The 24,730-nt window shown below is 58.4% G+C and carries 26 protein-coding genes and 1 tRNA gene; 6 read left to right on the top strand and 21 right to left on the bottom strand.

The window, feature by feature from the left end; all coding sequences use genetic code 11:
* Positions 1 to 63 precede the first annotated feature (63 nt).
* On the top strand, positions 64 to 2,229 hold the full coding sequence (locus LG374_RS06305) for a primosomal protein N' (RefSeq protein WP_225756893.1): 2,166 nt from the start codon (positions 64 to 66) through the stop codon (positions 2,227 to 2,229).
* A gap of 237 nt (positions 2,230 to 2,466) precedes the next feature.
* Here the strand turns inward: LG374_RS06305 and LG374_RS06300 are convergent, their stop codons facing one another.
* The 20 genes from LG374_RS06300 to LG374_RS06205 form a co-directional block, all read right to left on the bottom strand.
* Complete coding sequence (locus LG374_RS06300; RefSeq protein WP_225756892.1) at positions 2,467 to 2,934, bottom strand: hypothetical protein; 468 nt, start codon at positions 2,932 to 2,934, stop codon at positions 2,467 to 2,469.
* Positions 2,931 to 3,257, bottom strand: coding sequence for a Grx4 family monothiol glutaredoxin (grxD, locus tag LG374_RS06295; RefSeq protein ID WP_115610390.1), 327 nt, complete (start codon positions 3,255 to 3,257; stop codon positions 2,931 to 2,933). Before grxD ends, LG374_RS06300 begins: the two co-directional genes overlap by 4 nt.
* Positions 3,258 to 3,388: 131 nt before the next feature.
* Positions 3,389 to 4,768: a PTS ascorbate transporter subunit IIC gene (locus LG374_RS06290; protein WP_225756891.1), complete on the bottom strand. Its 1,380-nt coding sequence runs from the start codon at positions 4,766 to 4,768 to the stop codon at positions 3,389 to 3,391.
* 9 nt (positions 4,769 to 4,777) lie between these two features.
* Positions 4,778 to 5,050, bottom strand: a complete 273-nt coding sequence (locus LG374_RS06285) for a PTS sugar transporter subunit IIB (RefSeq protein ID WP_225756890.1) — start codon at positions 5,048 to 5,050, stop codon at positions 4,778 to 4,780.
* Positions 5,051 to 5,154: 104 nt separating this feature from the next.
* Positions 5,155 to 5,541, bottom strand: a complete 387-nt coding sequence (locus LG374_RS06280; RefSeq protein WP_225756889.1) for a VOC family protein — start codon at positions 5,539 to 5,541, stop codon at positions 5,155 to 5,157.
* Positions 5,542 to 5,771: 230 nt separating this feature from the next.
* On the bottom strand, positions 5,772 to 6,428 hold the full coding sequence (locus LG374_RS06275) for a TIGR02117 family protein (protein WP_225756888.1): 657 nt from the start codon (positions 6,426 to 6,428) through the stop codon (positions 5,772 to 5,774).
* A gap of 3 nt (positions 6,429 to 6,431) precedes the next feature.
* Positions 6,432 to 7,550, bottom strand: a complete 1,119-nt coding sequence (locus LG374_RS06270; RefSeq protein WP_225756887.1) for a hypothetical protein — start codon at positions 7,548 to 7,550, stop codon at positions 6,432 to 6,434.
* Between the two features lie 62 nt (positions 7,551 to 7,612).
* Entirely contained in the window at positions 7,613 to 8,890 is a 1,278-nt protein-coding gene (gene serS, locus LG374_RS06265) for a serine--tRNA ligase (protein ID WP_225756886.1), read from the bottom strand.
* Between the two features lie 12 nt (positions 8,891 to 8,902).
* Positions 8,903 to 9,232: an outer membrane protein assembly factor BamE gene (locus tag LG374_RS06260; protein ID WP_225756885.1), complete on the bottom strand. Its 330-nt coding sequence runs from the start codon at positions 9,230 to 9,232 to the stop codon at positions 8,903 to 8,905.
* 122 nt (positions 9,233 to 9,354) lie between these two features.
* Entirely contained in the window at positions 9,355 to 9,996 is a 642-nt protein-coding gene (locus tag LG374_RS06255; RefSeq protein WP_225756884.1) for a hypothetical protein, read from the bottom strand.
* Positions 9,997 to 10,196: 200 nt separating this feature from the next.
* On the bottom strand, positions 10,197 to 10,424 hold the full coding sequence (locus LG374_RS06250; protein WP_225756883.1) for a hypothetical protein: 228 nt from the start codon (positions 10,422 to 10,424) through the stop codon (positions 10,197 to 10,199).
* A gap of 104 nt (positions 10,425 to 10,528) precedes the next feature.
* Positions 10,529 to 11,149 carry a YdbL family protein gene (locus LG374_RS06245; RefSeq protein WP_225756882.1) on the bottom strand — a complete coding sequence of 207 codons (621 nt, stop codon included), beginning with the start codon at positions 11,147 to 11,149 and terminating at the stop codon, positions 10,529 to 10,531.
* A gap of 24 nt (positions 11,150 to 11,173) precedes the next feature.
* Positions 11,174 to 11,743 carry an elongation factor P gene (efp, locus tag LG374_RS06240; RefSeq protein ID WP_006984540.1) on the bottom strand — a complete coding sequence of 190 codons (570 nt, stop codon included), beginning with the start codon at positions 11,741 to 11,743 and terminating at the stop codon, positions 11,174 to 11,176.
* Positions 11,744 to 11,894: 151 nt separating this feature from the next.
* Positions 11,895 to 12,989 carry a redox-regulated ATPase YchF gene (ychF, locus tag LG374_RS06235; RefSeq protein WP_225756881.1) on the bottom strand — a complete coding sequence of 365 codons (1,095 nt, stop codon included), beginning with the start codon at positions 12,987 to 12,989 and terminating at the stop codon, positions 11,895 to 11,897.
* 65 nt (positions 12,990 to 13,054) lie between these two features.
* A complete protein-coding gene (pth, locus tag LG374_RS06230) occupies positions 13,055 to 13,627 on the bottom strand; it encodes an aminoacyl-tRNA hydrolase (RefSeq protein WP_225756880.1) in 573 nt (190 codons plus the stop codon).
* A 2-nt stretch (positions 13,628 to 13,629) separates the two neighbouring features.
* Positions 13,630 to 14,277 carry a 50S ribosomal protein L25/general stress protein Ctc gene (locus tag LG374_RS06225; protein WP_225756879.1) on the bottom strand — a complete coding sequence of 216 codons (648 nt, stop codon included), beginning with the start codon at positions 14,275 to 14,277 and terminating at the stop codon, positions 13,630 to 13,632.
* Positions 14,278 to 14,346: 69 nt separating this feature from the next.
* Positions 14,347 to 15,285: a ribose-phosphate pyrophosphokinase gene (locus tag LG374_RS06220; protein ID WP_225758004.1), complete on the bottom strand. Its 939-nt coding sequence runs from the start codon at positions 15,283 to 15,285 to the stop codon at positions 14,347 to 14,349.
* A gap of 44 nt (positions 15,286 to 15,329) precedes the next feature.
* Positions 15,330 to 15,405: transfer RNA gene (locus tag LG374_RS06215), tRNA-Gln, on the bottom strand.
* Between the two features lie 109 nt (positions 15,406 to 15,514).
* The gene (locus LG374_RS06210; RefSeq protein WP_225756878.1) at positions 15,515 to 16,069 is read right to left on the bottom strand and encodes an outer membrane lipoprotein LolB; all 555 of its coding nucleotides are present in this window, start codon (positions 16,067 to 16,069) and stop codon (positions 15,515 to 15,517) included.
* Positions 16,053 to 17,777 carry a tetratricopeptide repeat protein gene (locus LG374_RS06205; protein WP_225756877.1) on the bottom strand — a complete coding sequence of 575 codons (1,725 nt, stop codon included), beginning with the start codon at positions 17,775 to 17,777 and terminating at the stop codon, positions 16,053 to 16,055. Before LG374_RS06205 ends, LG374_RS06210 begins: the two co-directional genes overlap by 17 nt.
* Before the next feature lie 58 nt (positions 17,778 to 17,835).
* Between LG374_RS06205 and hemA the strand changes: the two genes are divergently transcribed.
* Both hemA and prfA read left to right on the top strand, forming a co-directional pair.
* Positions 17,836 to 19,119 carry a glutamyl-tRNA reductase gene (gene hemA, locus LG374_RS06200; protein ID WP_225756876.1) on the top strand — a complete coding sequence of 428 codons (1,284 nt, stop codon included), beginning with the start codon at positions 17,836 to 17,838 and terminating at the stop codon, positions 19,117 to 19,119.
* Positions 19,120 to 20,199, top strand: a complete 1,080-nt coding sequence (gene prfA, locus LG374_RS06195; protein ID WP_225756875.1) for a peptide chain release factor 1 — start codon at positions 19,120 to 19,122, stop codon at positions 20,197 to 20,199. It begins immediately after the preceding gene.
* Between the two features lie 155 nt (positions 20,200 to 20,354).
* On the opposite strand, the gene LG374_RS06190 is transcribed toward prfA, so the two are convergent.
* On the bottom strand, positions 20,355 to 20,528 hold the full coding sequence (locus LG374_RS06190) for a hypothetical protein (protein ID WP_006984528.1): 174 nt from the start codon (positions 20,526 to 20,528) through the stop codon (positions 20,355 to 20,357).
* Between the two features lie 592 nt (positions 20,529 to 21,120).
* Here LG374_RS06190 and msbA point away from each other — a divergent pair.
* Genes msbA through dnaA form a run of 3 tightly spaced genes read left to right on the top strand, consistent with a single transcriptional unit; the run spans position 21,121 to position 24,662 of the window.
* Positions 21,121 to 22,854: a lipid A export permease/ATP-binding protein MsbA gene (gene msbA, locus LG374_RS06185; RefSeq protein ID WP_225756874.1), complete on the top strand. Its 1,734-nt coding sequence runs from the start codon at positions 21,121 to 21,123 to the stop codon at positions 22,852 to 22,854.
* A 4-nt stretch (positions 22,855 to 22,858) separates the two neighbouring features.
* Positions 22,859 to 23,323, top strand: coding sequence for a low molecular weight protein-tyrosine-phosphatase (locus LG374_RS06180; RefSeq protein WP_225756873.1), 465 nt, complete (start codon positions 22,859 to 22,861; stop codon positions 23,321 to 23,323).
* A complete protein-coding gene (gene dnaA / locus LG374_RS06175; protein ID WP_225756872.1) occupies positions 23,313 to 24,662 on the top strand; it encodes a chromosomal replication initiator protein DnaA in 1,350 nt (449 codons plus the stop codon). The genes LG374_RS06180 and dnaA overlap by 11 nt, the downstream gene beginning before the upstream one ends.
* Positions 24,663 to 24,730: the final 68 nt, after the last annotated feature.

Below are 24,730 nucleotides of genomic sequence, written 5' to 3'. Positions count from 1 at the left end.
CGTATTTGTGCACAGGGCAAACCCCGCCAAGCAGGTCAACCACGCGCTTTTCAGGGATCTCCCATGACCGCCATGCGTAAGGTCAGCGTTGCCGTGCCACGCCCGCTGGCCGGATGTTTTGATTATCTCTGCGACAGCCCGGTGACGGTCGGGGCGCGGGTGCGGGTGCCTTTCGGGCGGGACCGCGTCATCGGTGTGGTGCTGGCGGTGGCGGCGATGGACGACACCGACGGGCTGAAAGCGGTCGAGGCGGTGCTGGACAGCGCGCCGCTGCTTGATGCCGCGCAACTCGCCCTGTTGCGCTTCGCCGCCCGCTATTACCAGCACCCTATCGGCGAGGTGGTGCAGGCGGCGCTGCCCGTGCCGCTGCGCGAAGGGCGGCCTGTCCTGCGGCAACTGCCGCGCCGTTGGCGGCTGACGGAGGCAGGCGTGGCGGCGCAAGCGGGACGCCTCGGCGCGAAACAGGCGGCGGCGTTGGCATTTCTCGCAGAGCATGGCGAGGTGGATGAAGCGGCATTGCGCGAGGCCTGCGCTGCTTCGCCCGCCTGGTTGATGGACTTGCAGCGGCGCGGCTGGCTCACCTGTCACGCGAGCTGGCGCGGCGTGGCGGCGGAAGCCGTCGCTGCCCCAACCTTAAACGAGGCGCAAGCGGCGGCGCTCGCCGCCCTGCCGCAGGCGGGGCATTCCGTAACCCTGCTCGACGGCGTCACCGGTTCGGGCAAAACCGAAGTCTATCTGCGCTGGATTGAGCGCCTGAGCACGGACGGCGGGCAGGTACTGCTGCTCGTGCCGGAAATCGGCCTGGTGCAAGCGCTCGCGGCGCGGCTCGCAGCGCGGCTTGCCGGACAGGTCGCCGTATCCCATTCCGCGCTGGCCGATGGCGCACGCCTCGACAACTGGCTGGCGGTACGCGCAGGCGAGGCGCAGGTGCTGGTCGGCACACGTTCGGCGGTGTTCGCGCCCTTTGCCGACCTGCGCGGCATCATCGTCGATGAAGAACACGACGGCGCTTACAAACAGCAGGACGGCTTCCGTTACCACGCCCGCGATTTGGCGGTAGTGCGGGCGCGGCAGGCGGGCGTGCCACTCCTGCTCGGCTCGGCGACGCCGTCGCTGGAAACCCTGCAACACGCCTGGGCGGGCGCCTGGCAGCATCTGCGCCTGCCCGCACGGGCGGCAACCGTGGCGCTGCCTGCCGTGCGCATCCTCGATATGCGCAGCGCCGAAGCCAGCGGCGGCCTCGCGCACGAACTGATGCGCGCCATGCGCCAGGCGCTGGCAGCGGGCGGACAGGTGATGCTGTTCTTGAACCGCCGGGGCTACGCGCCGCTCCTGCGCTGCGACGCCTGCGGCTGGTGCAGCGAATGCCCCGCCTGCGACGCGATGATGACCGTGCACACCGCCAGCCGCCAGCTGCAATGCCACCACTGTGGCCGTGCCCAGCCCGTGCCGCTGCGTTGCCCCGCCTGCGACAGCAGCGACGGCTTGCAGATGATCGGCCTCGGCACCCAGCGCCTTGAACAGACTGTGGCGCGGCAATTCCCGCAGGCGCGTGTGCTGCGCATCGACAGCGACGCCTTCACCACCAGCCGCCAGTTCGAGGCCGCCGTGGCACAAGTACACGCGGGCGCGGTGGACATCATCCTCGGCACACAGTGGCTGTCCAAAGGCCACCACTTCCCCAACCTGCACCTCGTTGCCATCGTCGATGCCGACCAGGCGCTGTTCAGCGTGGACTATCGCGGCGAAGAACGCCTCGCGCAATTACTCGTGCAAGTCGGCGGCCGGGCGGGGCGGGAAACGGCGGGGCAGGTGTGGGTGCAGACGCGGCAGCCGCAGCATCCCGTATTCGGCGTCCTCACCGCGCTATATGAAACGACCGCGCGCCGCCTCGACAGCGAACGCCACACCGCCGGCCTGCCGCCACACAGCGCGCAAGTATCGCTGCTCGCCCGCCACCGTGACGCCGCCCGCGTCATGCAGGCACTCGCCTTCACCCGCGACGGTGCACAAGCGGCGGGGATTGGGCGGGACTGGCAATGGTTCGGTCCCGCGCCTGCCGTCATGCCGCGCAAGGACGGTCAACAACGCGCGCAACTGCTGGTGCAGGCGGCGGATAAAAGCAGCCTGCAACGCGAACTGCCGCAACTGGTGGCGTGGTTGCAGGCGCAGGCGAAGGCGTTTCGGGTACGGTGCGCGGTGGATGTTGACCCGCTGTGGCTGGAATAGGCGGGAAACCGGGATTTATCCCGCTTGGCGGGCGAGGGGCAGATTGATGATAGGGAAGGAGACGTCGCAGGCGAGACTCCTGCATGGTTCTTTCTGCCGCCCCCACTGCCAAACAAGGAAGCCCGTGAGGGGGTTTTGTGCGAATGTCAGACTTGGGGCGTATCGGGCGGGATGAAAGCAGCCCCTCGTAGATATTGAAGAAAAAGAACGGTGGGGGCTGGCTCAATCCCCCTATATTCACAAGGATGCCGGGCGGCCTTGTGCCCGCCATTCGTCGTAGCGGCGGTCAATGACGGCGGCGAGTTTGTCGTAGTTGTCCCAACTGTCGTCAAGACGGTACAGGCAGTTGTCGTCATCGGTGTCATCGCTGAGGGCGAAGGTGGCGATGTAGTCGTCAATGTAAAGGCCGTAGCCTTCGCCGTCTTCGCTCTGGTAGTAGGCGGTAGCGAAGGCGTTACCTTCCTCGCTGAATTCGCCATCGGTCAGCGCTTCATCGCAGACGCGGCGCAGAAATTCTGCACCGCTGATTTCACGCCGTTGCAGGGCGGCAAGTTCGGCAGCGGCATCTTCCTGCACATCACCGGATGCGAAACCGTGCAGCAGCATCCAGGCGAGGAACATGCCGATGTGTGTCGCCCCCGCTTCCGGCGGCAGGTCGGCAGGGTATTCGCCTTCGTAATGCCAGGAGGCGTCGTCGTATTTCATGCTTCTTCCGGCCACTCGATGTCTTTCAAGAGTTCGGCCAGCTCGCCCGCCTGGTGCATTTCGACGACGATGTCGCAGCCGCCAATGAGCTCGCCCTTCACCCACAGTTGCGGGAAGGTCGGCCAGTCGGCGTATTTCGGCAGCTCGGCACGGATTTCCGGGTCTTGCAGGATGTTGACGTAAGCAAAGGGCTCACCAACTTCTTTCAGGCAGGTGACGGCTTTGGCGGAAAAGCCGCACATCGGCTGGTCGGGCGTGCCTTTCATGTAGATAAGGACGGGGTTGGTGGCGATTTGTTCTTTGATGCGGGCAATGGTGTCCATGATAGGTTCCTGTGTGATGTGAAAGAGGCGGCATATTAGCAGAGATGCCGCGATAAAAAGCCCCGCCGGAGCGGGGCTGTCGCTAAAGTGCGAACGCTACGAGTTCCCCTGCAAGCGGGGAGAGGGCTGTTTTATGCCGCCGGTTTATCGTCCGCTTTGGCAGCGGGTTTTGCCGGGACAAGGTAGTTGTAGGCGACAAGCGCTGCGACGATGCCGATAACCAGCGCGGTGATGGTGAATTGCCCCGTCTGGCTGATTTTACCGAGGGCAATGCCGACCACGCCGAAATCGGTGTCGGAGAAGGTGGTGCTGGCAAAGCCGAGTTCGCCGAGTACAGGCAGCAGCCACACCGGGAGGAAGGTGATCAGCACGCCGTGCAGGAAGGCACCGATGATGGCGCCGAGGCGGCCGCCGGCAGCGTTGCCAAAGACGCCTGCGGTCGCGCCGCAGAAGAAGTGCGGCACTACGCCGGGCAGGATCAGCACCCAGTTCAGTTTGCCGAGGATGAAGAGGCCGATGAGGCCGCCGGCAAAGCTCGACAGGAAGCCGATAAGCACCGCATTCGGCGCGTAGGGGAAGACGATGGGGCAATCCAGCGCGGGGCGGGCGTTCGGCACCAGTTTTTGCGAGAAGCCGGTGAAGGCAGGCACGATTTCCGCGAGGATGAGGCGCACGCCTTGCAGGATGATGAAGACGCCGGCGGCAAAGGTGATCGCCTGGATGACCGCCCAGACGAGGAAGTTCTGTCCGTTCGCAAATTTTTCCTGCTGCACGAAATCCTGCCCGGCAGCGATGACCAGCACGAGGTAGATGACCATCATGGTGAGGGCGATGGAGACCGAGCTGTCGCGCAGGAAGCTGAGGTTCTTCGGCAGGTTCATTTCTTCGGTGGAGCGCGATTTCATCGGGCGCAGGGCACGGCCAACCGAGCCGGCGAGGACGTAGCCGACGGTGCCGAAGTGGCCGAAGCCGACTTCGTCGCTGCCGGTGATGTCGCGCATGAACGGCTGGGCGATGTAGGGGAAGAACGCCATGATGAGGCCGAGGGTGAGCGAACCAACCAGCACCAGCAGTGTGCCGCTGAATCCGGCAACGACGAGGATGACGGCGATCATGCACGCCATATAGAAGGTATGGTGGCCGGTGAGGAAGATGAATTTCAGGCGGGTGAAGCGGGCGATGGCGATGTTTGCCACCATGCCGAAGGCCATGATGAGCGCGGTCGCCGTGCCGTATTGTCCCAGCGCAGCGGAGACGATGGCTTCGTTATTCGGCACCACACCTTGCACATGGAAGGCTTCCTGGAAGATTTCACCCAGCGGGTTGAGCGAGCCGAGCAGCACCGCCGCACCGCCGCTCAAGACGATAAAGCCGAGGATGGTCTTGATCGTGCCCTTGATAACGTCTGCCGCAGGTTTTTTCTGCGCAATCAGGCCGATGAGGGCAATGACGCCGACCAGCACTGACGGCACTTTGAGGATATCGACGATAAAGTCGAGGATGGCTTTCATGACACCCCCCTAATCACGGTGGAAATACACGGCCAGCTTGTGTTCGAACTCGTCGGCGCTGACCAGGTTGTTGATGACGATGATTTTGCTGCGCTCGATGCTGGAACTGTCGACGATGTCCGCACCCATCACAAAGAGATCGGCGTCGCCGCTGGCGGTGATGGAGAGGTCGGAATGGCCGACTTCCGCTTCGATACCGAGTTTGACAAGCGCCTTCTTGATGTTCATCTCCATCAGGAAGCTGCTGCCAAGACCGTGGGCGCATACGGCAAGTATTTTCATAGTGGTGTCTCCTAATTTATGTGAATGAAAAAACGCCACACGTGTGAGTTGCGCGTGGTTTGCTGAATATCATAACGGAAGATTCCACAGGGTTGCGCGGTTTTTCACACGGTGATTTCCAGCAGATTGCCGTCCGGATCGGTGACGACGCTTTCATAATAGCCGTCGCCGGTGGTGCGCGGCCCGCTCAGGCAGGGATAACCGGCGGCCACCAGGGTTTCCGTCAGACGATCCACCGCTTCCCGGCTGCCGACACTGAAGGCGAGATGGATAAAGCCTGTGCGCAGGGTGCGCTCGCTGCTATCGGTGAGCTGGGGGCGGGTCATCAGTTCCAGACGCGTATCGCTATCGGGGAAGCGCAGGAAATAGGTTTGCAGGCCGGTTTTCACGTTGTGATAGCGGTCATTGGCCGTGGCCGCGAAGTAGTGCTCATAGAATGCGCGGGCGCGTTCCAGATCATCGGTGTAAAGGGCGATGTGGTCGATTTTCATGGGGTTCTCCTAGGTATTGTTGTAGGCGGTCTTCGTATACGGCAAAAACCTCTCCCGGTGGCCCGCTTGGCGAGCCCTGTATTTGCGCCGCTTGGCCGCTTTTTGCATGTACGAAGGTGGGCCGCTTTAGTTGAACAAATAAAAAAGCGTAACAAGGCGCGACGCCGCAGACAGTACAAGCAGTACGGCAAGGCGGCGCAACGCGGTTACGATTTTTAGATGTTTGACTATTATGGATGGTAAGCCCGCATCAGGCTGTATGCAAAGGGCGTCCAGAGAACGTGTTTCAGCCCGGCGTCGCTCAGGCGGTGGTTGGTCCAGCTGTTGCAGGTGTGGAAGAGGCTGTAATGGCCGCGCGCGGCGTAGAAGGTGTCGTTGTCGCCATAAGCGGGCGCGGCAACAACGGCGCGGCCTTCGTGCAGGGCGAACTGGTCGCGGATGCTCTCGGCGAGGCGGCGGTAGTAGGCGCGCGGCATGGGGATAGCGATGCTGTATTCGTTTTCCCACAGCGTGGGGTAGTAGGTGACGTGGATGATGCTGTCGCCGAGGCCGCTCACGGCGCTGAGGGCGGTGCTGATTTTCAGGTCGCGCCAGTGCGGGGTTTCCACATAGAAACCGCGATCGCCCCAGCCGAAGGCGGCGTAGCCCCAGTCGCTGCTGGCGGCACGGGTGTCGCCGGGGTTGATGATGGTCGTCCAGTCGAAGGTGTCGTTTTTGAGCGGTAGGGCGAGGTCGGTGTGGATGCCATTCGTGATGAGGTACACGGTGATGTCGTCCCCTGCGGCGTCTTCCGGGGTGAGAACGACGCTGCCGAGCAGCCACGCGGCGAGCAGGTAGGTGAGCGGCAGGGCAAGGAGGGCGGCAAGGATTTTGGCGAGGCGGCGCATGGTTCAGGGTTCGAGGTCGAAGGGGTGGAGGTCGCTGCGGTTACCGTTGGCCTGGATGGTGAGGCCGTGCTGGCCGGGGTGGTAGCGCCGCGTTTTGATGAGGCGGAAGGGGTGGCGTTTTTGGATGGTGGCGCTTTCGCCGGCACTAAGACGCAGTCGCCCCATTTTGTAGGCGGCGGGATGCAGGCTGCCGTCGGCGTGGCGGTAGTGGATGTGGTAATCGACGAGGATGTCGCGTGTCTGGCGGCTGTGGTTGCTGATGGTGGCGGTGATGGTCATGTGGCCGCCGATGCGGGGACGGTCGTTATCGAGCCGGATGGCGCTGACGCGGATTGCGGGGTCGGGGGCGGCGCCGATCAGGGCCAGGGCTTCGGGATGGCCCGCTTTGATGAGGCTGCGCAGGCCTTTGTGGATAATCCAGCGGGTCGCGTCGCTGTCGCTTTCCACCAGCCAGCGGGCGGCGGTGTTGAGGGCGAGGGCGGGGTGGTCTTTGCTGATGTCGTTGAGGTTGTTGGCGACGGAGGTGCGGACATAGGGCGAGGGGTCGTCGTTGAGCAGGTCGAGGATGTGGATAACGGGTTCGGGGTTCTGGATAAAGGGCTCGTAGCGTGTCGCCCAGGGCAGGCGCGGGCGGATGCCTTCGGAGGCGAGGCGGCGCACGTTGTGGCTGGGGGATTGTGCCCAGGCGGCGACGCGCTGCATGGTCAGTTCGTGCCAGTCCCGCAGGTAGGGGCGGATGGCGTATTCGCCAGTGTGGCGTCGGGTGATTTGTTCGATGGCGTCGAGGGATTGTTCGGGGTGCGCCAGTCCGTAGGTTTCGATGTAGTGCGCCACCGGCATGAGGTACCAGCTTTCGTTGAACATGCCTTGTCCTTCGCGCAGTTCTTCGCCAAGCGAGGCGGTAAGCAGTTGTACGGCGGTGGGGTAGTCATCCGGCAGGCGGGCGCGCAGTTCTTCGCTGAGGACTTGTACGCGTGCTTTGAGTTCGAGCGGGGCAACGCGGGCGTCAACGGCAGCGGCGTAGTCGTCGCCGGCAAATGTGGGGAGCAGGGGTTGCAGCATGGCGGCGATGCGGCAGGCGCATTGGCCGTCAAAGTGGTGTTTGAGTTGGCTGTCGCTCATGGCATGGGTGGGTTGGGATAGAAAAATCCCCTCACAGGAGGGGATTTCATGCAGCGGGTCCGTTAGTGCGGGCGGATTTCGGTGATGCCGCCCATGTAGGGGATGAGCGCTTCCGGGATGGTGATGCTGCCGTCGGCGTTCTGGTAGTTTTCGAGAATGGCAACGAGGGTGCGGCCAACCGCGAGGCCGCTGCCGTTCAGGGTGTGCACCGGCTGCGGTTTTTTGCTGTCTTTCGGGCGGTAACGCGCCTGCATCCGCCGCGCCTGGAAGTCGCCGCAGTTGCTGCACGAGCTGATTTCGCGGTATTTACCCTGTCCCGGCAGCCAGACTTCCAGGTCGTAGGTTTTGGTTGCCGAGAAGCCCATGTCGCCGGTGCAGAGCAGGACGACACGGTAGGGCAGGTTGAGTTTTTGCAGGATGGTTTCAGCGTTAGCGGTGAGTTTTTCCAGTTCGTCGAAGCTGGTTTCCGGCGCGACGATTTTCACCATTTCCACTTTTTCAAACTGGTGCTGGCGGATCATGCCGCGCGTATCTTTGCCGTGTGCACCCGCCTCGCTGCGGAAGCACGGGGTCTGCGCGGTGATGTAGAGCGGCAAGTCGGCTTCGTCAAGGACGGTGTCAGCGACGAGGTTGGTGAGGCTGACTTCAGCGGTCGGGATGAGGTAGAAGGAACGCTCGCCGAGGGCGGTTTTGAAGAGGTCTTCTTCGAATTTGGGCAGTTGTCCCGTGCCGAAAAGGGTTTGCGCGTTGGCAAGGTAGGGGACGTACATTTCGGTGTAGCCATGTTCGCGCGTGTGCGTGTCGAGCATGAACTGGGCGATGGCGCGGTGCAGGCGGGCAAGGCCGTCTTTCAGGACGGTGAAGCGCGCGCCGGCGATTTTGACGCCGTCGTCGAAGTCGAGGCCGATGTTTTCCAGGTCGGCGTGTTCTTTCGGCGGGAAGTCAAAGACGCGCGGCGTGCCCCAGCGGCGCACTTCGACGTTGTCGTCTTCGTCTTTACCGGTCGGCACGCTTTCGTGCGGCGGGTTGGGGATGCTGGCGAGCAGGGCGTCCAGCGCGTTCTGGATGTTCGCGTATTCCTGCTCGCTGGCTTGTTGCTGACCGTCCAGCGCGCTGACTTCGGCCATGAGCGCTGAGGCGTCTTCGCCGCTGCGCTTCGCCTGGCCGATTTGCGCGGAAAGGGCGTTGCGCCGCGCTTGCAATTGTTCGGCGGCGACTTGCGCGGTTTTGCGTGCTTCTTCAAGGCGCTGGTATTCGGCGAGCGGGAATTCGTAGCCACGGGTTTTCAGGCGCTCGGCAATGGCGGCGGCGTCCTGACGCAGGAGTTTGCTGTCTATCATGATGTTTTCCTTTTATTTTGCGGTGAGGTTTTGTTGCTCAACGTGGGCGACGGTGTTGTCAGCGGTGTAGTACACGACCAGGCGGCGGCTGAAGGTGTGTTTGCTGTCGCCGGCGAAGTAGCGGTAGAGGTAGTTGGCACGGTCAGGGTGGAAGGGGTCAACCAGCTGCGGCGTACCGAGGATGCGCTCGACTTCTGCACGCGGCATGCCGCGCTGGATGCGGGCGATGTCGGCGTCGGAATAGACGTTGCCCTGGATGACGTCGGTTTTATACAGATACGGGGTGTAGCTGCCACAGCCACCGAGGGCAAGGGCAAGCAGGCAGAGGGTAGCAAGGCGCATGCGGATTCCTGTGGTTGACAAAGCGCGCATTATAGCGCGGGCAAAAGGAAACCATGCGGGCGGGGCAATAGATGAAAAATTCCCGTTTATTCAAATAATTAGGAATAAAGGGAAGGATCAGTTCATCCCTGCCGTGATTTGTTGATGGTTTTTTCGACGATAGCGATCAGTTCGTCAGGGGTAAGGAAGGTATTGAGGTAGTCTGCCAATGTTCCTTCGTTCGTTATTTCGCGGAAAAAGACTTCGTGATCGGTGCCAAATAGCGTGGGATTATCGGGATTGGGATCGCTGAGTGTGATGTAGAGGTTATCCGGATAACCATAGGCATAAAACAGGCGGATGAAATCCGGGGTGTCGTCCCCGGTAAAGGCGGTGATTTCTTGTAAATCCACTTCATCAGGATCGGCAAAGTCGGCATGCCATTCGTCGTAATCCGCCGTGCCCTGTTTATACGGGGTGAAGGGTTGGGCAATCCAGAAATGCTGACCATAGGGTTCTTCGGTCAGGCGGTAATAATGCGCGATCATTTTTTCGTAGAAGGCGTTTTTGTCGGCTTGATAGAGCGCCATGTGTGCTTCGACAAATGCACCCAGCCCATAGATGGGCTCTGCATCCTCCGCTTTTTTCCACGGGGTATCTACCGGCCGTGGATACAGCACGGTATTGAAGGTAATGGATTGCAAGTCATCTTGCAGCGATACCCCGCTGACTTGGCTGATGTCTCCGCCAAGGGCCTGAATACGGTCGAGGATGTCTTTTTTCATGGTCATGCTGTGTGAAGGGGAAATGGGTGAAGAAGCCTGTGCCTTCGCCGCTTGGCGAGCCCAGTGTTGATGCCGCGTGATAAGAAATGCTTTTTTATCTCGCTTAGCGAAGTGTTTGGATAATGATGTGGCGGGTTTTTTGCCCGCCACATCATTCACTACCATTGTGATAACGGCTTTTATATTTTGCTTTAGATTAACTATCCAACAAAATAAAAAACAACAGCAAACAATCCACCCAAAAAAATCATTATTGTAGCGATAATTTGTATTATGCCTTCTATAAATGAGGTAGCTACGGCTTTTGTATAGTTATCAAATTCTTCTAGGCCTGATTCATTGCGGCGATAAAATCGTCTCCTGCCGATAATCAACAAACAGGTTACACCGATAATTACAAAAAGAATGCCGCTGGCAAAATTGCTCATTTTTTACTCCTAATTTAATGGTTGCGTTTCAGCGGTGGAAATGTTTTCCATGCTGTCTATATTTGTGAGAAGCCTGTGTTGTTCGTCATCTCACGCAGAAGGTTTTATTTTTGTTTCCAGCCACCGCCGCTTTGGTACCACCAGCCTTTGTTGGCCTGGGTTATCCAGCGTTCGGCAAAGGTTTTCTGGATTTGTGCCGCCCAGCTTGGCTGGTTGTTGGCTTCCGCAATGGCCTGGTAGAGGGCTTTGCGGTCTTTGTTTTCGGCGCTGACGAGCTGGTTCATGCGGGCCCGGTCGCGCATTTCGGCGGCACCTGCGTCACGCACGGCGATAAGGCCGTCGGCAGTAAGCCCGATCGCGCCTTTATCGAGGAAGGGCCGCAGCTCACCGAAGCGGCCCGCCATACGCGCCTTGATTTGTTCGATTTGCGGCGAGGTGGCGTTGAAGTCCACGTTTTGGGCGTGGGCTTCGCTGCTGATGCCGTTCAGTACGGCGATGAGGATGTGACGCGGGTCAAGCGCGCTCTGTTCGGCTTTTTTGCCCGGGGTGGCAGGTAGGGTCTTGTTTTCTTCACCTGCCGGGGTATCGCCACCCTGTTTGTGCCACACATCCAGGATGATTTGGTCGGCAGCTTTTTCGACAGCTGCCGCCGGGAAGTAGATGTTGACGGTGACACAGGAGACGACGGCGATGGGGGCAAGCAGAGCGAGGCTGCGACTGAGCATGGTGTGCTCCTTCCCGATAGGGGGTTATTCTTTGGCGCGCCCGAGGTATTCGCCGCTGCGGGTATCGACGCGGATGACGTCGCCGATGTTCATGAAGAGCGGTACGCGGACGACAGCGCCGGTTTCGAGGGTAGCCGGTTTACCACCACCGCCAGAGGTATCGCCGCGCAGGCCGGGGTCGGTGTCCACAACTTTGAGTTCGACGAAGTTCGGCGCGGTGACGCTGATGATGTTGCCATTCCAGAGGACGACGGTGCACAGCGCCTGTTCGAGCATCCATTTGTCAGCATCCGCTACGGCGGCGGCGTCAGCTTGCAGTTGTTCGAAGGTTTCGGGGTGCATGAAGTGCCAGCTGCTTTCGTCTTTGTAGAGGTATTGCATTTCGGTTTCGTGCACATCGGCCGCTTCGACGCTGTCGCCGGATTTGAAGGTACGCTCGATGACGCGGCCGGTTTTGAGGTTGCGCACTTTGACGCGGTTAAAGGCTTGTCCTTTGCCGGGTTTGACGAATTCGTTTTCGACGATGTTATAGGGGTCGCCGTCGAGCATGATTTTCAGGCCGGCTTTGAATTCGTTGGTTGAGTAGTTTGCCATTGGGGTTCCTTAGTTGTGGTGTTGTGAGGGTGCTATGTTAGCGGAATCAGGCCAATACCAGAAAATTATCTGGCTACGCTGGCGCGCTTTGCTGTATTCAACATACGGTCAGCGGCGCGCCGCCTTCCCGGCTCTATTTCCGGTATTGGTCTCAGACGTTGAAGCGGAAATGGATAACGTCGCCTTCTTGGACGCGGTAATCCTTGCCTTCGAGCCGCCATTTGCCGGCTTCTTTGGCGCCCGCTTCACCGTGGTAGCGGATGAAGTCGTCGTAGGCGATAACTTCGGCGCGAATGAAGCCGCGTTCGAAGTCGGTGTGGATGACGCCCGCGGCTTGTGGTGCAGTGGCATTGGCGGGCATGGTCCAGGCGCGAACTTCTTTGACGCCAGCGGTGAAGTAGGTGCCGAGGCCGAGCAGGTCGTAACCGGCGCGGATGACGCGATTCAAACCGGGTTCGGCAAGGCCGTAACTGGCGAGTAATTCGCTTTGTTCGTCGCCTTCCAGCTGGGACAGTTCGGCCTCAATAGCGGCGCAAACGGTGACAACCACAGCGCCGCTTTGTGCGGCTTTGTCGCGCACTTGCTGGACGTAGGCGTTGTCGCCGTTAATGTGCGCTTCATCCACGTTGGCGACATACATCATCGGCTTCATGGTGAGCAGGAAGAGTTCGCGCAGGGCTTTTTTCTCTTCGTCGGTAAGCGGCAGGGTGCGCGCGAGATTGCCGTCTTCAAGGTGCGGGGTGAGACGGGCGATGATGTCGAGTTTGAGCTTGGCGTCTTTGTCACCGCCTTTGGCAACGCGGGTCAGGCGCTGCTGGGCTTTTTCCAGTGAGGCCATATCGGCAAGGATGAGTTCGCTTTCGATGACCTGAATGTCGCTCAACGGGTCGATTTTGCCGGCAACGTGAACGACATCATCGTTATCAAAGCAGCGCACAACTTGCGCGATGGCGTCTGTTTCGCGAATGTTGGCAAGGAACTGGTTGCCCAGGCCTTCGCCTTTGGATGCGCCCGCAACGAGGCCGGCAATATCCACAAATTCCATGGTGGTCGGCAGGACGCGTTCGGGTTTGACGATGGCGGCCAGCGCATCCAGTCGTGGATCGGGCATGTAGACAATGCCGGTATTTGGTTCAATGGTGCAGAAGGGGTAATTTTGGGCGTCAATGCCTGCGTTGGTCAGGGCATTGAAGAGGGTGGACTTGCCGACATTTGGCAAGCCGACGATGCCGCAGTTGAATCCCATATGGTATGTCCTCTTGTTTCGTGTGAAACGGCAATGTTGTGAAGCTGGTGTGTCCGTATAGCGGGTTATTCGGTACTGTGCAGGCGGTGCATAGCTTTTTCCGCACCACCTTGCAGCAGGATGGGCAGGATGTTCAGACCGCGTGTGATAGCAGTATCGATTTGTGCCTGTTCTGCCTTGCCGGGCGGATGCAGGACGTAATCCACAACTTGGTTGCGATCGCCGGGATGGTTAATACCGATGCGCAGACGGTAGAAATCTTTACTGCCGAGTGCCGCGATGATGTCACGCAGACCATTATGGCCACCGTGGCCGCCACCGTATTTAAGTTTGACCGCACCTTCCGGCAGATCTAGTTCGTCGTGAACGACCAGGATTTCTTCCGGGGCAATGTCATAGAATTTTGCCGCAGCACTCACCGCACGTCCGCTGGCATTCATGAAAGTCAGCGGTTTAAGCAGGTGCAGCGGGTGGTTGGCCAAGAAGATTTTGCCGTATTCACTTTGGAATTTTTTGTCTTCGGCAAGACGGCTATGCTCACTGGCAACCAGTTGGTCTAATAACCAAAAACCCGCGTTGTGGCGGGTTTTTTGGTAGCGATCCCCGGGATTTCCGAGGCCGACGATCAGTTTGATCATGTTTATTCAGCGTCGCTGTCGCCGTCTGTGGCAACACTTTCATCGCCTGCGACTTCATCATCAGTAACAGCACGATTCGGGTGAACGATTTGCGCCACCACGGCTTCGGCACGTTCGTCGTCGTGGACGAGGCGCACACCTTGCGGCAGTTTCAGGTCACGCAGGTGAATAACGTCACCCAAGGCAGCTTCCGCCATATCAACTTCGATGTTTTCCGGCAGGTTACGCGGTAAGCAAATGATGTCCACACTGTTGAGGTGGTGTTCTACCAAACCGCCCGCTTTGACGCCAACACTGCTTTCTTCGTTGATGAAGTGCAAGCTGACAGTCGCTTGCAGTTCTTGACCACGCACAATACGTTGGAAGTCAAGGTGTTGATACAGCGGCTTATAGAGGTGGCGCTGTACGTCACGGACGATCACTTCGATATCGCCCTGCCCTTCGACTTGCAGGCAGATGATTTGTGAATAGAAGCTATCAAATTTGCCGTAACGAACAAGCGAATCTTGCGAGATAGCGATAGACAGCGGTTTTTCTTCACCGCCATAGACGATAGCGGGTACCAGTCCTTCACGACGCAGGCGGCGGCTCGCACCTTTCCCGTTGTCCTGACGAACAGTGGCACTCAGGATATAAGCATAGTTACTCATAGTTTTCTCCATAGTATAAAAAAGAGCGCTTGCGACCAGCGCTCTCCCGTTTTTCGCGTTCGTTCAGGATTAGTTAACGAACAGCGAAGAAATCGATTCTTCGACGTGAATGCGCCGAATACTTTCAGCCACCAATCCAGCAATAGAAAGTACACGGATTTTTTTACACGCTTTTGCCGGTTCACGCAGGGCGATGGAATCCGTCACAATCAGCTGATCCATGCCAGATTTCTCAATGTTTTCAATTGCCTTGCCAGACAGAATAGCATGGGTGCAATATGCGGTGACAGAGCGTGCGTTGCGTTCTTTCAGTGCAGTCGCCGCATTAGTCAAGGTTCCAGCGGTATCAACCATGTCATCGACCAAGATGCAATCGCAACCTTCAATACTGTCGCCAATGATATTCATCACTTCCGATTCATTCGGACGGGGGCGACGTTTGTCAATGATAGCCAGTTTGGCGTTCATTTGTTTGGCGGTAGCCCGCGCCCGTAGCACACCACCTATATCCGGCGATACGACCACCGGGTTTTTGAAATCTTGCGCCATCAGGTCATTGAGGATTATCGGTGTGGCATAGATGTTGTCCACCGGAAAATCAAAAAAGCCTTGGATTTGATCGGCATGCAAGTCAAGGGTGAGGACTCGGTCTATACCGACGCCGACGATCATGTTAGCCACTACTTTAGCCGATATCGGTACACGCGCCGAACGGGGACGGCGATCCTGACGGGAATAGCCAAAATAGGGGATAACAGCTGTAATACGGTTAGCAGATGCACGACGTAAAGCATCGCTCAAAATGAGCAATTCCATGATGCTGTCGTTAGTTGGATGGCTGGTTGGCTGGATAACAAAAACGTCTTTACCACGTACGTTCTCTTGCAGTTCAACGCGAATTTCGCCATCTGAGAATTTATCGACGACGGCATTGCCGAGTGGCAAGCCAAGATGCTGAACAATCTGACGAGCAAGCTGTGGATTGGCATTGCCCGTGAATACGGTCATGCTGCCTCTGGACACGTGTTCACCTTACATATGGAAAGGAAAGATGGCTGGGGTGGAAGGATTCGAACCTACGAATGCCGGGATCAAAACCCGGTGCCTTAACCACTTGGCGACACCCCAGTATTGTGGCGGATGTTCCGCTTGGCCTCTGCCGCTGTCAGCGCGAGGCGGGCATTATAGCGATTTATCATTCCGCCGCAAGGGAAAAGTTGGTTTTTTGTGCATCTCTCTATATCGCATAGATATTTTGCACAACGAGACGCGTCTGATAATCCTTCTGCCGCAACCGGATGCTGCGGTAATGCGTACCCTGCCAGTTACTTAGTTCAACATGCCAGCCTTCAGCATCAAAGGCTTCATCAGCGCGTTTCGTCGTTAACCATGCGGCTAACGATTCAAACGGCAGAGGGATCCCCATTTCGCGGATCATGTCTTCACGATTGAAGCTACGTTCACGTGAGCCTTCGCGCACGTTGACCACGCCGTTAGCATAGGTGATGCGCATTCTTTCCTGCCCCATCGGATCGGACAGAACCAGCATTTCGGTCTTGTTTTGGTGTGTCCAGGCAGCGGTCGCCATCACGCTTTTTTCTTTGCAACCATGCACTTTTGAACATTCCGGATAGCGGAGGGCAATTTTGCCTTCTGCCAGCCAGCGTTGCGGGTTGAAAGCGACATACACCTGCGGTTGTGTGGTATCCGGCGGTGGTGTTTGTGCACACCCTGCCAGTAACAGCCCCAATGCAAATGCCCATTTATAGCTTGCGTTACTTTTTTTTGTCATCGTTCAATTTCAGTTTTTTACCAATTTCTTTCAGCGGCGTGTTATCCGGCTGCCCTTGTCGTTCATAGCGATACACTTCTTGTGCCAGCGCTTTTTCACCAGTGGCGTAGAGCACTTCGATGTAATGCGCCGAGATTTCGTTACTGCGATAAGCGGCGTAAGCGCGACGCAGCCAGGATAATGCTTCTTCCATTTTGCCCTGGCGAAATAGCAGCCAACCATAGCTGTCCTGAATCGCCGGTGAGTCGGGATACAGCTTGATCGCTTCCTCGATTAACTGCGCTGCTTTTTCTGCGTCATCCGTCTGCGTCAATAGCAAATAGCCATAAGCGTTGAGTGCATCAATATTTGCCGGATCAATGGCGAGAATTTTTGCGAATTGCGCGGCAGCATCCTCAATTTGCCCACGCGCGGCATGATATTCGGCGAGGACATACAGCAAATCCACCTGATCAGGATAGCGGGCCAGTGCTTCTTGTAGCAGTGTTTCCAACCGCTTCCACTGCTTCGCCTGCTGCAACTGCGCCGCTTCAATCAGATAAGTATCCAGCACCTGCGCATCATCGGGAAAATCCTGGCGCAGTGCGGCAAAACGTGTCTGTGCTGAATCATAGGCACCACGCCGGAAAGCAAGCAGCGCCAACTGTTCCTGCGCCTGCAAATAGCGGGTGGAGTCCTTGCTGACCTTACCCAGCATCGATACCGCCGTATCCGTCTGTCCGGCGCGCTCGGCGGCGTTGGCGACAAAAAACAGATAACTATTGAGGTCAATACGCCGCGCATCCAGTAACTCACGAAACGCCTGCGAAGCAGCGGGGAAATTCCCGGCAGAGGCATACAATTGCGCCACCAACTGCCGTACTGCGCTATCGTGCGGCTGTAATTCCTGCCAACGCAGGGCTAACGGCAGCGCATCCTGCCACTGATAATGCGCCGCCAGCATATCCACATAAGCCGAAAGCACATTGGTATCCTGCGGATAACGCGTCGTCATCTTATCCATCACCTTGCGCGCTTCCTGCAACTTGCCGATGCTTGCCAGCACTTGCGCCTGCATCAATTCCAGCTCGCGCCAGTTGCCGTCCAGGGCAATCGCACGGTCAAACGCGTCCACGGCAAACGTCACCTTACCCTGTTCCTTGGCCATCAATCCCAAATAATAAAAAATATACGGGTTCTTCGGGAACTGCCCGCTCAACTGCTGCAACAAATCCAGCCGTGCGGCGCCATCAGGCAGATCGGCGAGCGCACGGAACACCTGCGCCACCATCTGCGGGCCGCCATCCTGTTCCAGCAAAGCCTGCATATGCCCCAGTGCTTCATTACTGCGCCCATCGGCGAGCAGTACCCGCAGCAACGCCAATCGTGCCGCATCATCCTTGGGAAAAGCGCCGAGCCAGGCGCGGGCAATCTTTTCTGCGCGGGCAAAATCCCGCGTATCCCAGGCGAGACCAAACCCATATTCCAGTGCATCATATTCGCCGCTCTGCACCGCCACATCAGCCATCGTATCCAGTGCTGCTGCGTACTTGCCGGCATGATCCTCAAAACGCGCCGTCATTGCACCATAAAGCCATTGCGAAGACTGTGACCACTCCTGCTGCGCCCGCTTTTGCACAGGCACAGCCATGACCTGCACGTACAAAGACGGCAGCACACAGAACAAAGCAAAAGACAAACAATTACGGCGTGGCAACCTATCCACCATCGGCTGAAAGAGAAAGCGCGATAGCTTAAAATAGAAGCACCAAAAAAATCATGACCATATGTTGACCCCCCTTGACGAAACCATAAAAACCATAACTGCCTACGGCATCAACCATCACACCGCCGACGCCGCCGTGCGCGAAAAAATCGCCTTCAGCCCCGCAGAAACCGCCTCCGCCCTTACCGACTGCCGTCGGCAAACCGGCGTGGACGAAGTCGCCCTGCTCTCCACCTGCAATCGCAGCGAACTCTATACCGTCGGTGGCCACAGCGCGCATGTTGCTGCCTGGCTTGCCACCTACAAACACCTCGACCCCACAGCCCTCGCCCCGCTCACCTTCCAGGTGCACAACCGCGACGCCATCCGCCACATCTACCGCGTCGCCAGCGGCCTTGACTCCCTCATCCTCGGCGAACCGCAAATCCTCGGTCAAATCAAACAGGCTTACCGCCTCGGCCAACAAGCGGGCACTATCGGCAGCGTCCTCGAACGCCTCTTCCAGCAGAGCTTTGCCGTCGCCAAACAAATCCGCCACAGCACCGCCATCGGCGCGAATAACGTCTCCGTTGCCGCTGCCGGCGTCAAACTCACCCACCGCTTCTTCGACGACCATAACCGCCGCACCGCCCTCATCATCGGCGCGGGCGAAACCGCCCAACTCGTCGCCAAATACCTCAAAGATACCGACATCAAACGCCTCATCATCGCCAACCGTACCCTCGCCCACGCGCAAAAACTTGCCGAAGAACACGGTGGTTTCGCCATCAGCCTCGAACAACTGCCGGCACAACTGCACGAAGCCGACATCATCATCGGCGCGGCACGCAGCGACTGCCTCCTCGTCCATCGTGAACACATCAAAGAAGCACTCAAACGGCGGCGCAACCGCCTGCAAGTCCTCATCGATCTTGCCATCCCGCGCAACCTCGACCCCGCTATAGACAGCCTGAATCAGGCCTTCCTGTACGACGTGGACGATCTCGCGCAAATCATCGACGACAACCTCAAAGCACGGCAAAGCGCTGCCCGTCAGGCCGAAGCCATCATCAGCCTCTACAGCGACGACCTCATTGGCTGGCTGCGCTCCAAACCCCAGCAACAAATCGTGCGCAAAATGCGGGAAAACGCCAACATCATCCGCGAACAACTCCTGCAAGAAAGCTACCGCCGCCTCGCCCACGGCGAAGACCCGGCACACCTGCTCGAACAACTCAGCCGCAAACTCACCAACAAACTGCTACACAACCCCAGCGAACTCATCCATGCCATCCCGCCGGATCACAAAGACTGGCTGGCCATCATCGCCGATACCTTCAAAACCGAAACCCACGAGAACCCCTGAATGCACCCTGCCATCCGCGAAAAACTCGCCACCCTGCGCGAGCGCCACGAAGAACTGAACGCCCTGCTTGCCGATCCGGCGACCGCCGCCAATGCTGACCTGCTGCGCCGTTACGCCCAGGAACATGCGCAAATTGCGCCCGTTATCACCATCCTGGACGACACCGCCCGCCTCGAACAAGAACTCGCCGGACTTGCCGAACTCGCACACGACCCCGACATGGCCGAACTTGTCGCCGCCGAACGCCCGCAACTCGAAGCACAAATCGCCGCTAACGAACAAACACTCGCACGGCACATGATCCCCAAAGACCCGCTGGATGACGCCGACGTGTACCTCGAAATCCGTGCCGGCACCGGCGGCGACGAAGCCGCCATCTTTGCGGGCGACCTCTTCCGCATGTATGGCAAATACGCCGAACAAAAAAACTGGAAACTCGAAATCCTCAGCGAAAACCCCGGCGAACACGGCGGCTACAAAGAAATCATCAGCCAAATCAGCGGCCAGAACGTCTATTCCACCCTCAAATACGAATCGGGCGCGCACCGCGTGCAGCGCGTGCCCGAAACCGAATCCGGCGGGCGCATCCACACTTCGGCAGCGACCGTTGCCATCCTGCCCGTTGGCGACGAAGTCGAGCCCATCGACATCAACCCCGCCGACCTCAAAGTGGACACCTATCGCGCCTCCGGCGCCGGCGGTCAGCACGTCAACAAAACCGACAGCGCCATCCGCATCACCCACCTGCCGAGCGGTATCGTCGTCGAATGCCAGGAAGAACGCTCACAACACAAAAACCGCGCCAAAGCCATGCGCCTGCTTGCCGCACGATTGCTCGACATCGAGCGGCAAAAAGCGCAAAGCGAACAGGCAGCAGAACGCAAAAGCCTGGTCGGCAGCGGTGACAGAAGCGAACGCATCCGCACCTACAACTACCCGCAAAGCCGCATCACCGACCACCGCATCAATCTCACCCTGTACAGCCTTGCCGAAGTACTGGAAGGCGGCCTGGATGCCGTCGTCATCCCGCTGCAACAAGAGCAGGAAGCCAACGCCCTGCTCGCCCTGCAAAACGGCTAACCGCTTGACGGCCTGTCGCGAGCCAGCATTTATCCCGCTTGGCGGATAGGGTAAGTTTGCCGCCAATCGGGCAACTTTTGCCGTTGCCCAGCCCTTTCACAACAAAAAACGGCGCAGTTCCCACCAGGAAACCGCGCCGTTTTTATGGCGACCACTTATAGCGCGTAAGAATCGGGCGGCAACTCACCACTTTGCACCTGATAAGAGACGATGGCGCGCACATAGTCGCGCAGCAGCGCCGCTCTATCGCTGTCCGGCTGGCGGGCGGCGAGGACAAAGGCTTGTTGCAGGGTGCCATCAATACTAAAGGTATAAGGAGTATTGCTCATGGTTGATGAAAGTCAGGTTGTTTATCCCGGTGCGCATTGTACGCCTCTTCGCGCACAATGGTGTAATGGTTTACCAATTTTGCAAATCAGGTGCACCAAAGGCGGCATAGATATCTACCCATCGCGCAGAGAGGAAAAATCTTTAAAAAACAGCCGACAATCCCTCCTGTCACCTGCGGAGAAAAGGAGGGTTCCATGAAAAAATGTTCGCATTTCTTTCATGGAAACCCGGGAGGTGGCACGAAGCGACAAAGGGCAAAAATACCTGCTCGTCCAGCTTGGCATGCTTCGTCCTGCCGGCGAACGCTCTCACTCCCTACCCTTTTCTCGCTCCGTGCGCTGTCCCGCTCCCGCAAGCGAGCGAGGCTTTCTCTTTGTTTCCATAGTCATTGAGATGGGTAGATACCTATGTCCGCTTGACGGAACCAGCAATGACGCCGCTTGGTACGAACCCAGTATTTACGCCGCTTGGTACGAACCCAGTATTTACGCCGCTTGGCGGGCCCAGTGTTTACGCCGCTTGGCGCGAGCCCAGTATTTGCGCCGCTTGGGCTACAATGCCCTTTCCTCCTTAATCATCCTGTAACCACTCATGTTTAATGCCGAAGACCGTGCGCGTTATGCGCGTCTGCTTGCTTTCATCCGCCCGCACTGGAAGGTCGTGCTGCTCGCCATCGTCGGCACGGTGCTCTACGGCCTCACCGAACCGCTGGTGCCGTTTGTCCTGCAACCGCTGGTTGATGGCGGCTTTGCCGAGGGCAGCATGCGCACGGTGTACATCCTCACCGCCCTGCTCTTTTTCGGCTTTGCCCTGAGAGGGCTGGCCAGTTATACGGCGACGTGCAGCATGAACTGGCTGGCGCAGCAGGTGGTGTACACGCTGCGCGGCCTGATGTTCCGCCAGTTGCTGCGCCTGCCGATGGGCTATTTTGATGCGCACAGCGCCGGCAGCATCGTCTCGCGTTTTACTTATGATGTCTTGCAGCTTATGGCGGCGAGTACGGATGCGGTCGCCATTTTGCTGCGCGAGGTGGTAACCATCATCGCGCTGACGGTGTTCCTGCTTTATCTCGACTGGAAAATGACGCTGCTGCTTTTTGTCGTCGCGCCGGTCCTGGCGTTTGTCATCATCCATGTATCACGCAAGCTGCGCCGCATGGCACGGGCGATGCAGGAGGATATGAGCGGCATGAATCATGTGGTGGATGAGGCGCTGCGCGGGCGGGCGATCGTGCGCATTTATAACGGTCAGGATTTTGAGTTCGCCCGCTTTGACCGTCAGGCAGAGGCGGTGCGTTTTCATGCGGTGCGTTCGACGCAAATCGCCGCCGGGGCGTCGCCTGTCGTCGAAATGACGATTATTGCTGCGCTGTCGGCGGTGATTATTCTCTTTGCCCTGAAAGCGCGCGCCACGCCGGATCAGATGACGACCGGGGTGTTTGTCTCTTTCCTCGGCACCATGGCGCTGCTGTTCCCGCCGATCAAACGCCTCGGCAAGGTCAATGAGCCGATTCAACGCGGGCTGGCAGCGGCGCAGAGTATTTTCGATTTTCTGGATACGCCAGCAGAACCGCAGCCTGCCCTGCCACCCTGCACCATCACGCGCGGCGAGATTGTCTTCCGCGATGTGTCTTTTTCTTATCCGGAACAGCCGGTGCTATCCGGTTTCAATCTGCATATTCAAGCGGGCGAAACGGTGGCTCTGATTGGCGAGTCAGGCAGCGGCAAATCAACCATTGCCGCGCTGCTCGCCGGTTTTTATACACCGGAGGCGGGGACGATCCTGATTGACGGCACGGATACGGCTGAAATGTCTCTCGCCGACCGCCGCCGCGCCATTGCTTTTGTCTCGCAGGACACCGTGCTGTTTTCCACCTCCATCGCCGCCAATATTGCCTACGCCGACCCTGAGCCGGATGCAGCGCGCATTGAAATGGCGGCGGCATCGGCCAACGCAGCCGATTTCATCACCAAGCTGCCGCATGGTTACACGGAAAACATCGGGCCGCAGGGTGGGCGCCTCTCCGGCGGGCAGAAGCAGCGCATTGCCATTGCCCGCGCCCTTTATAAGGACGCACCAATTCTGATTCTGGATGAAGCGACGTCGGCGCTGGACAACCACAGTGAGGCCAAGGTGCAGGAAGCGGTGGAGCGGCTGCGCAAGGGACGCACCGCCATCATCATCGCGCACCGCCTCTCGACCATCCGCAATGCCGACCGTATTGTCGTCCTCGAACAGGGGCATATCGTGGAAAGCGGCAGCCACGCCGAACTGCTCGGGCGGGGGGGCAGTTATGCTAAACTGCTGTCCCAGCATTATCAGTAACGCTATGAAAAACTTGAAAATCTTAATGGTCTGCATGGGCAACATCTGCCGCTCACCGATGGCGGAAGGCGTTGCCCGTTATCTGTTGCGCGAGATGGGCCGCGATGACGTCATCCTCGATTCCGCCGGCACCCACGCCACTTATCACGACGGTGACGCTCCCGACCCGCGCGCCCGCCGCGTCATGCGCGCGCACGGCATGCCGATTGACGACCTGCGCGCCCGCGTCTTCAACCTGGATGACTTTAACCGCTTTGACCGCATCCTCGTCGCCGACCGGCGCAACTATCAGGATGTAACCGCACTCGCCAGCGATGACGCGCAGCGCAGCAAAGTCGGCTTCATGCTGGAAACCCTGCCGGACAGCCCGGCACTGCCCGACCCGTATCTCGGCCAGGCGGAAGATTTCGAGCGCACCTTCACCCTGCTGGAACAGGCCTTACGTCTGAGGTTCGCCCATGAGTCATAAAACCCCCGCCAACCACGAGCAATACCATCACCTTTGGCAGGATGTCCTCCTCAGCATGAAGGGCATTTGCAACAACGACCAGATGGTGGCACTGGAATCACTGACGCCGCAAGTGGTCAACCCCACCTCGTGGGTACTGCTTGCGCCGAACAAATTTGCCCAGAAAGAAATCGAAAAAACCCTGTTGCCGGTGCTGCAAATGACGCTGCACAACAAGGGTGTGACCAAAGTCGAGCTGAAAGCCACCGACAACCCCGACCTGTTCAATACCCCGGCGCCGGGCAAAAAAAGCGGCGGTGCCACCGCGTCCTTTGAAAGCAACCTCAACCCCGATTACCGCTTCGAGAATTTCGTTACCGCACCGTCAAACAACGAAGCCTTTGCCGCCGCCGAACGCGTCTCCGGTAAAACCTTCTTCGCTGACAGCAACCCGCTCTTCATCTACGGCGGCACCGGCCTTGGCAAATCGCATCTGATGCACGCCGCCGGCAACGCCCTGCGCCGCCACGGCCGCAACGCCGTGATGTACATGACTGGCGAACAGTTCGTTAACGAATTCCTTGCCGCACTCGCCGGGAAAACGCAAAAAGCCTTCTCCAACCGTCTGCGCAACGTCGATGCCCTGCTGGTGGACGACGTGCAGTTCCTCGGCGGCAAAGACCAGTCGCAAGCCGAATTTTTCCACACTTTCAATGAACTGATAGACAAGAAGCGGCAAATTATCCTCACCTGCGACCGCTACCCGAAAGAAATTGAAGGCCTGGAAGCACGCCTGAAATCCCGCTTCGGCGCGGGGCTGACCGTCTCCGTCCGCGCCCCTGAACCGGAAACCCGCTACGCCATCCTGAAAAGCAAGGCGAAAGAACAGCATTTCAACCTGCCCGACGATGTCGCCTTCTTCATCGCCGAAAATATCAATTCCAACGTGCGCGACCTCGAAGGCGCGCTGAAAAAAGTCATCTTCCAGTGCCAGGTTATCAAGGGCGACACCGAGGCAACCATTGCCATCACCAAGGCAGCGCTGTACGACCAGTTGCAGATCCAGAAGAACCAGAGCAATGTGGATAACATTCAAAAGGTCGTGGCGCAATACCACAGCATCAGCATCGGCGACCTGCTCTCAGCCAGTCGACGCAAAAACCTCGCCGACCCACGCATGATGGCGATGGCATTAACGCGTGAACTTACCGATATGTCCTTGAAAAGCATAGCAGAATCCTTTCACCGCAAGGATCACAGCACCGTCTTGAACGCCATCGAGAATGTCGAGGAACGGCGCAAAAACGACCTGCGTTTTCGCGAAGAATACGAGACCGTTAAAGCCATCATCACCGGGTAAAATCCTGTGGATAACTTGGTGGATAACCCGGTGGACAGTACGTGTATAGCCCGTGTATAAAAAACATC

Source organism: Cardiobacterium sp. Marseille-Q4385, from assembly GCF_916618745.1.
Taxonomy (GTDB): Bacteria; Pseudomonadota; Gammaproteobacteria; order Cardiobacteriales; family Cardiobacteriaceae; genus Cardiobacterium.
This window is presented reverse-complemented; position numbering and strand designations above follow the sequence as displayed.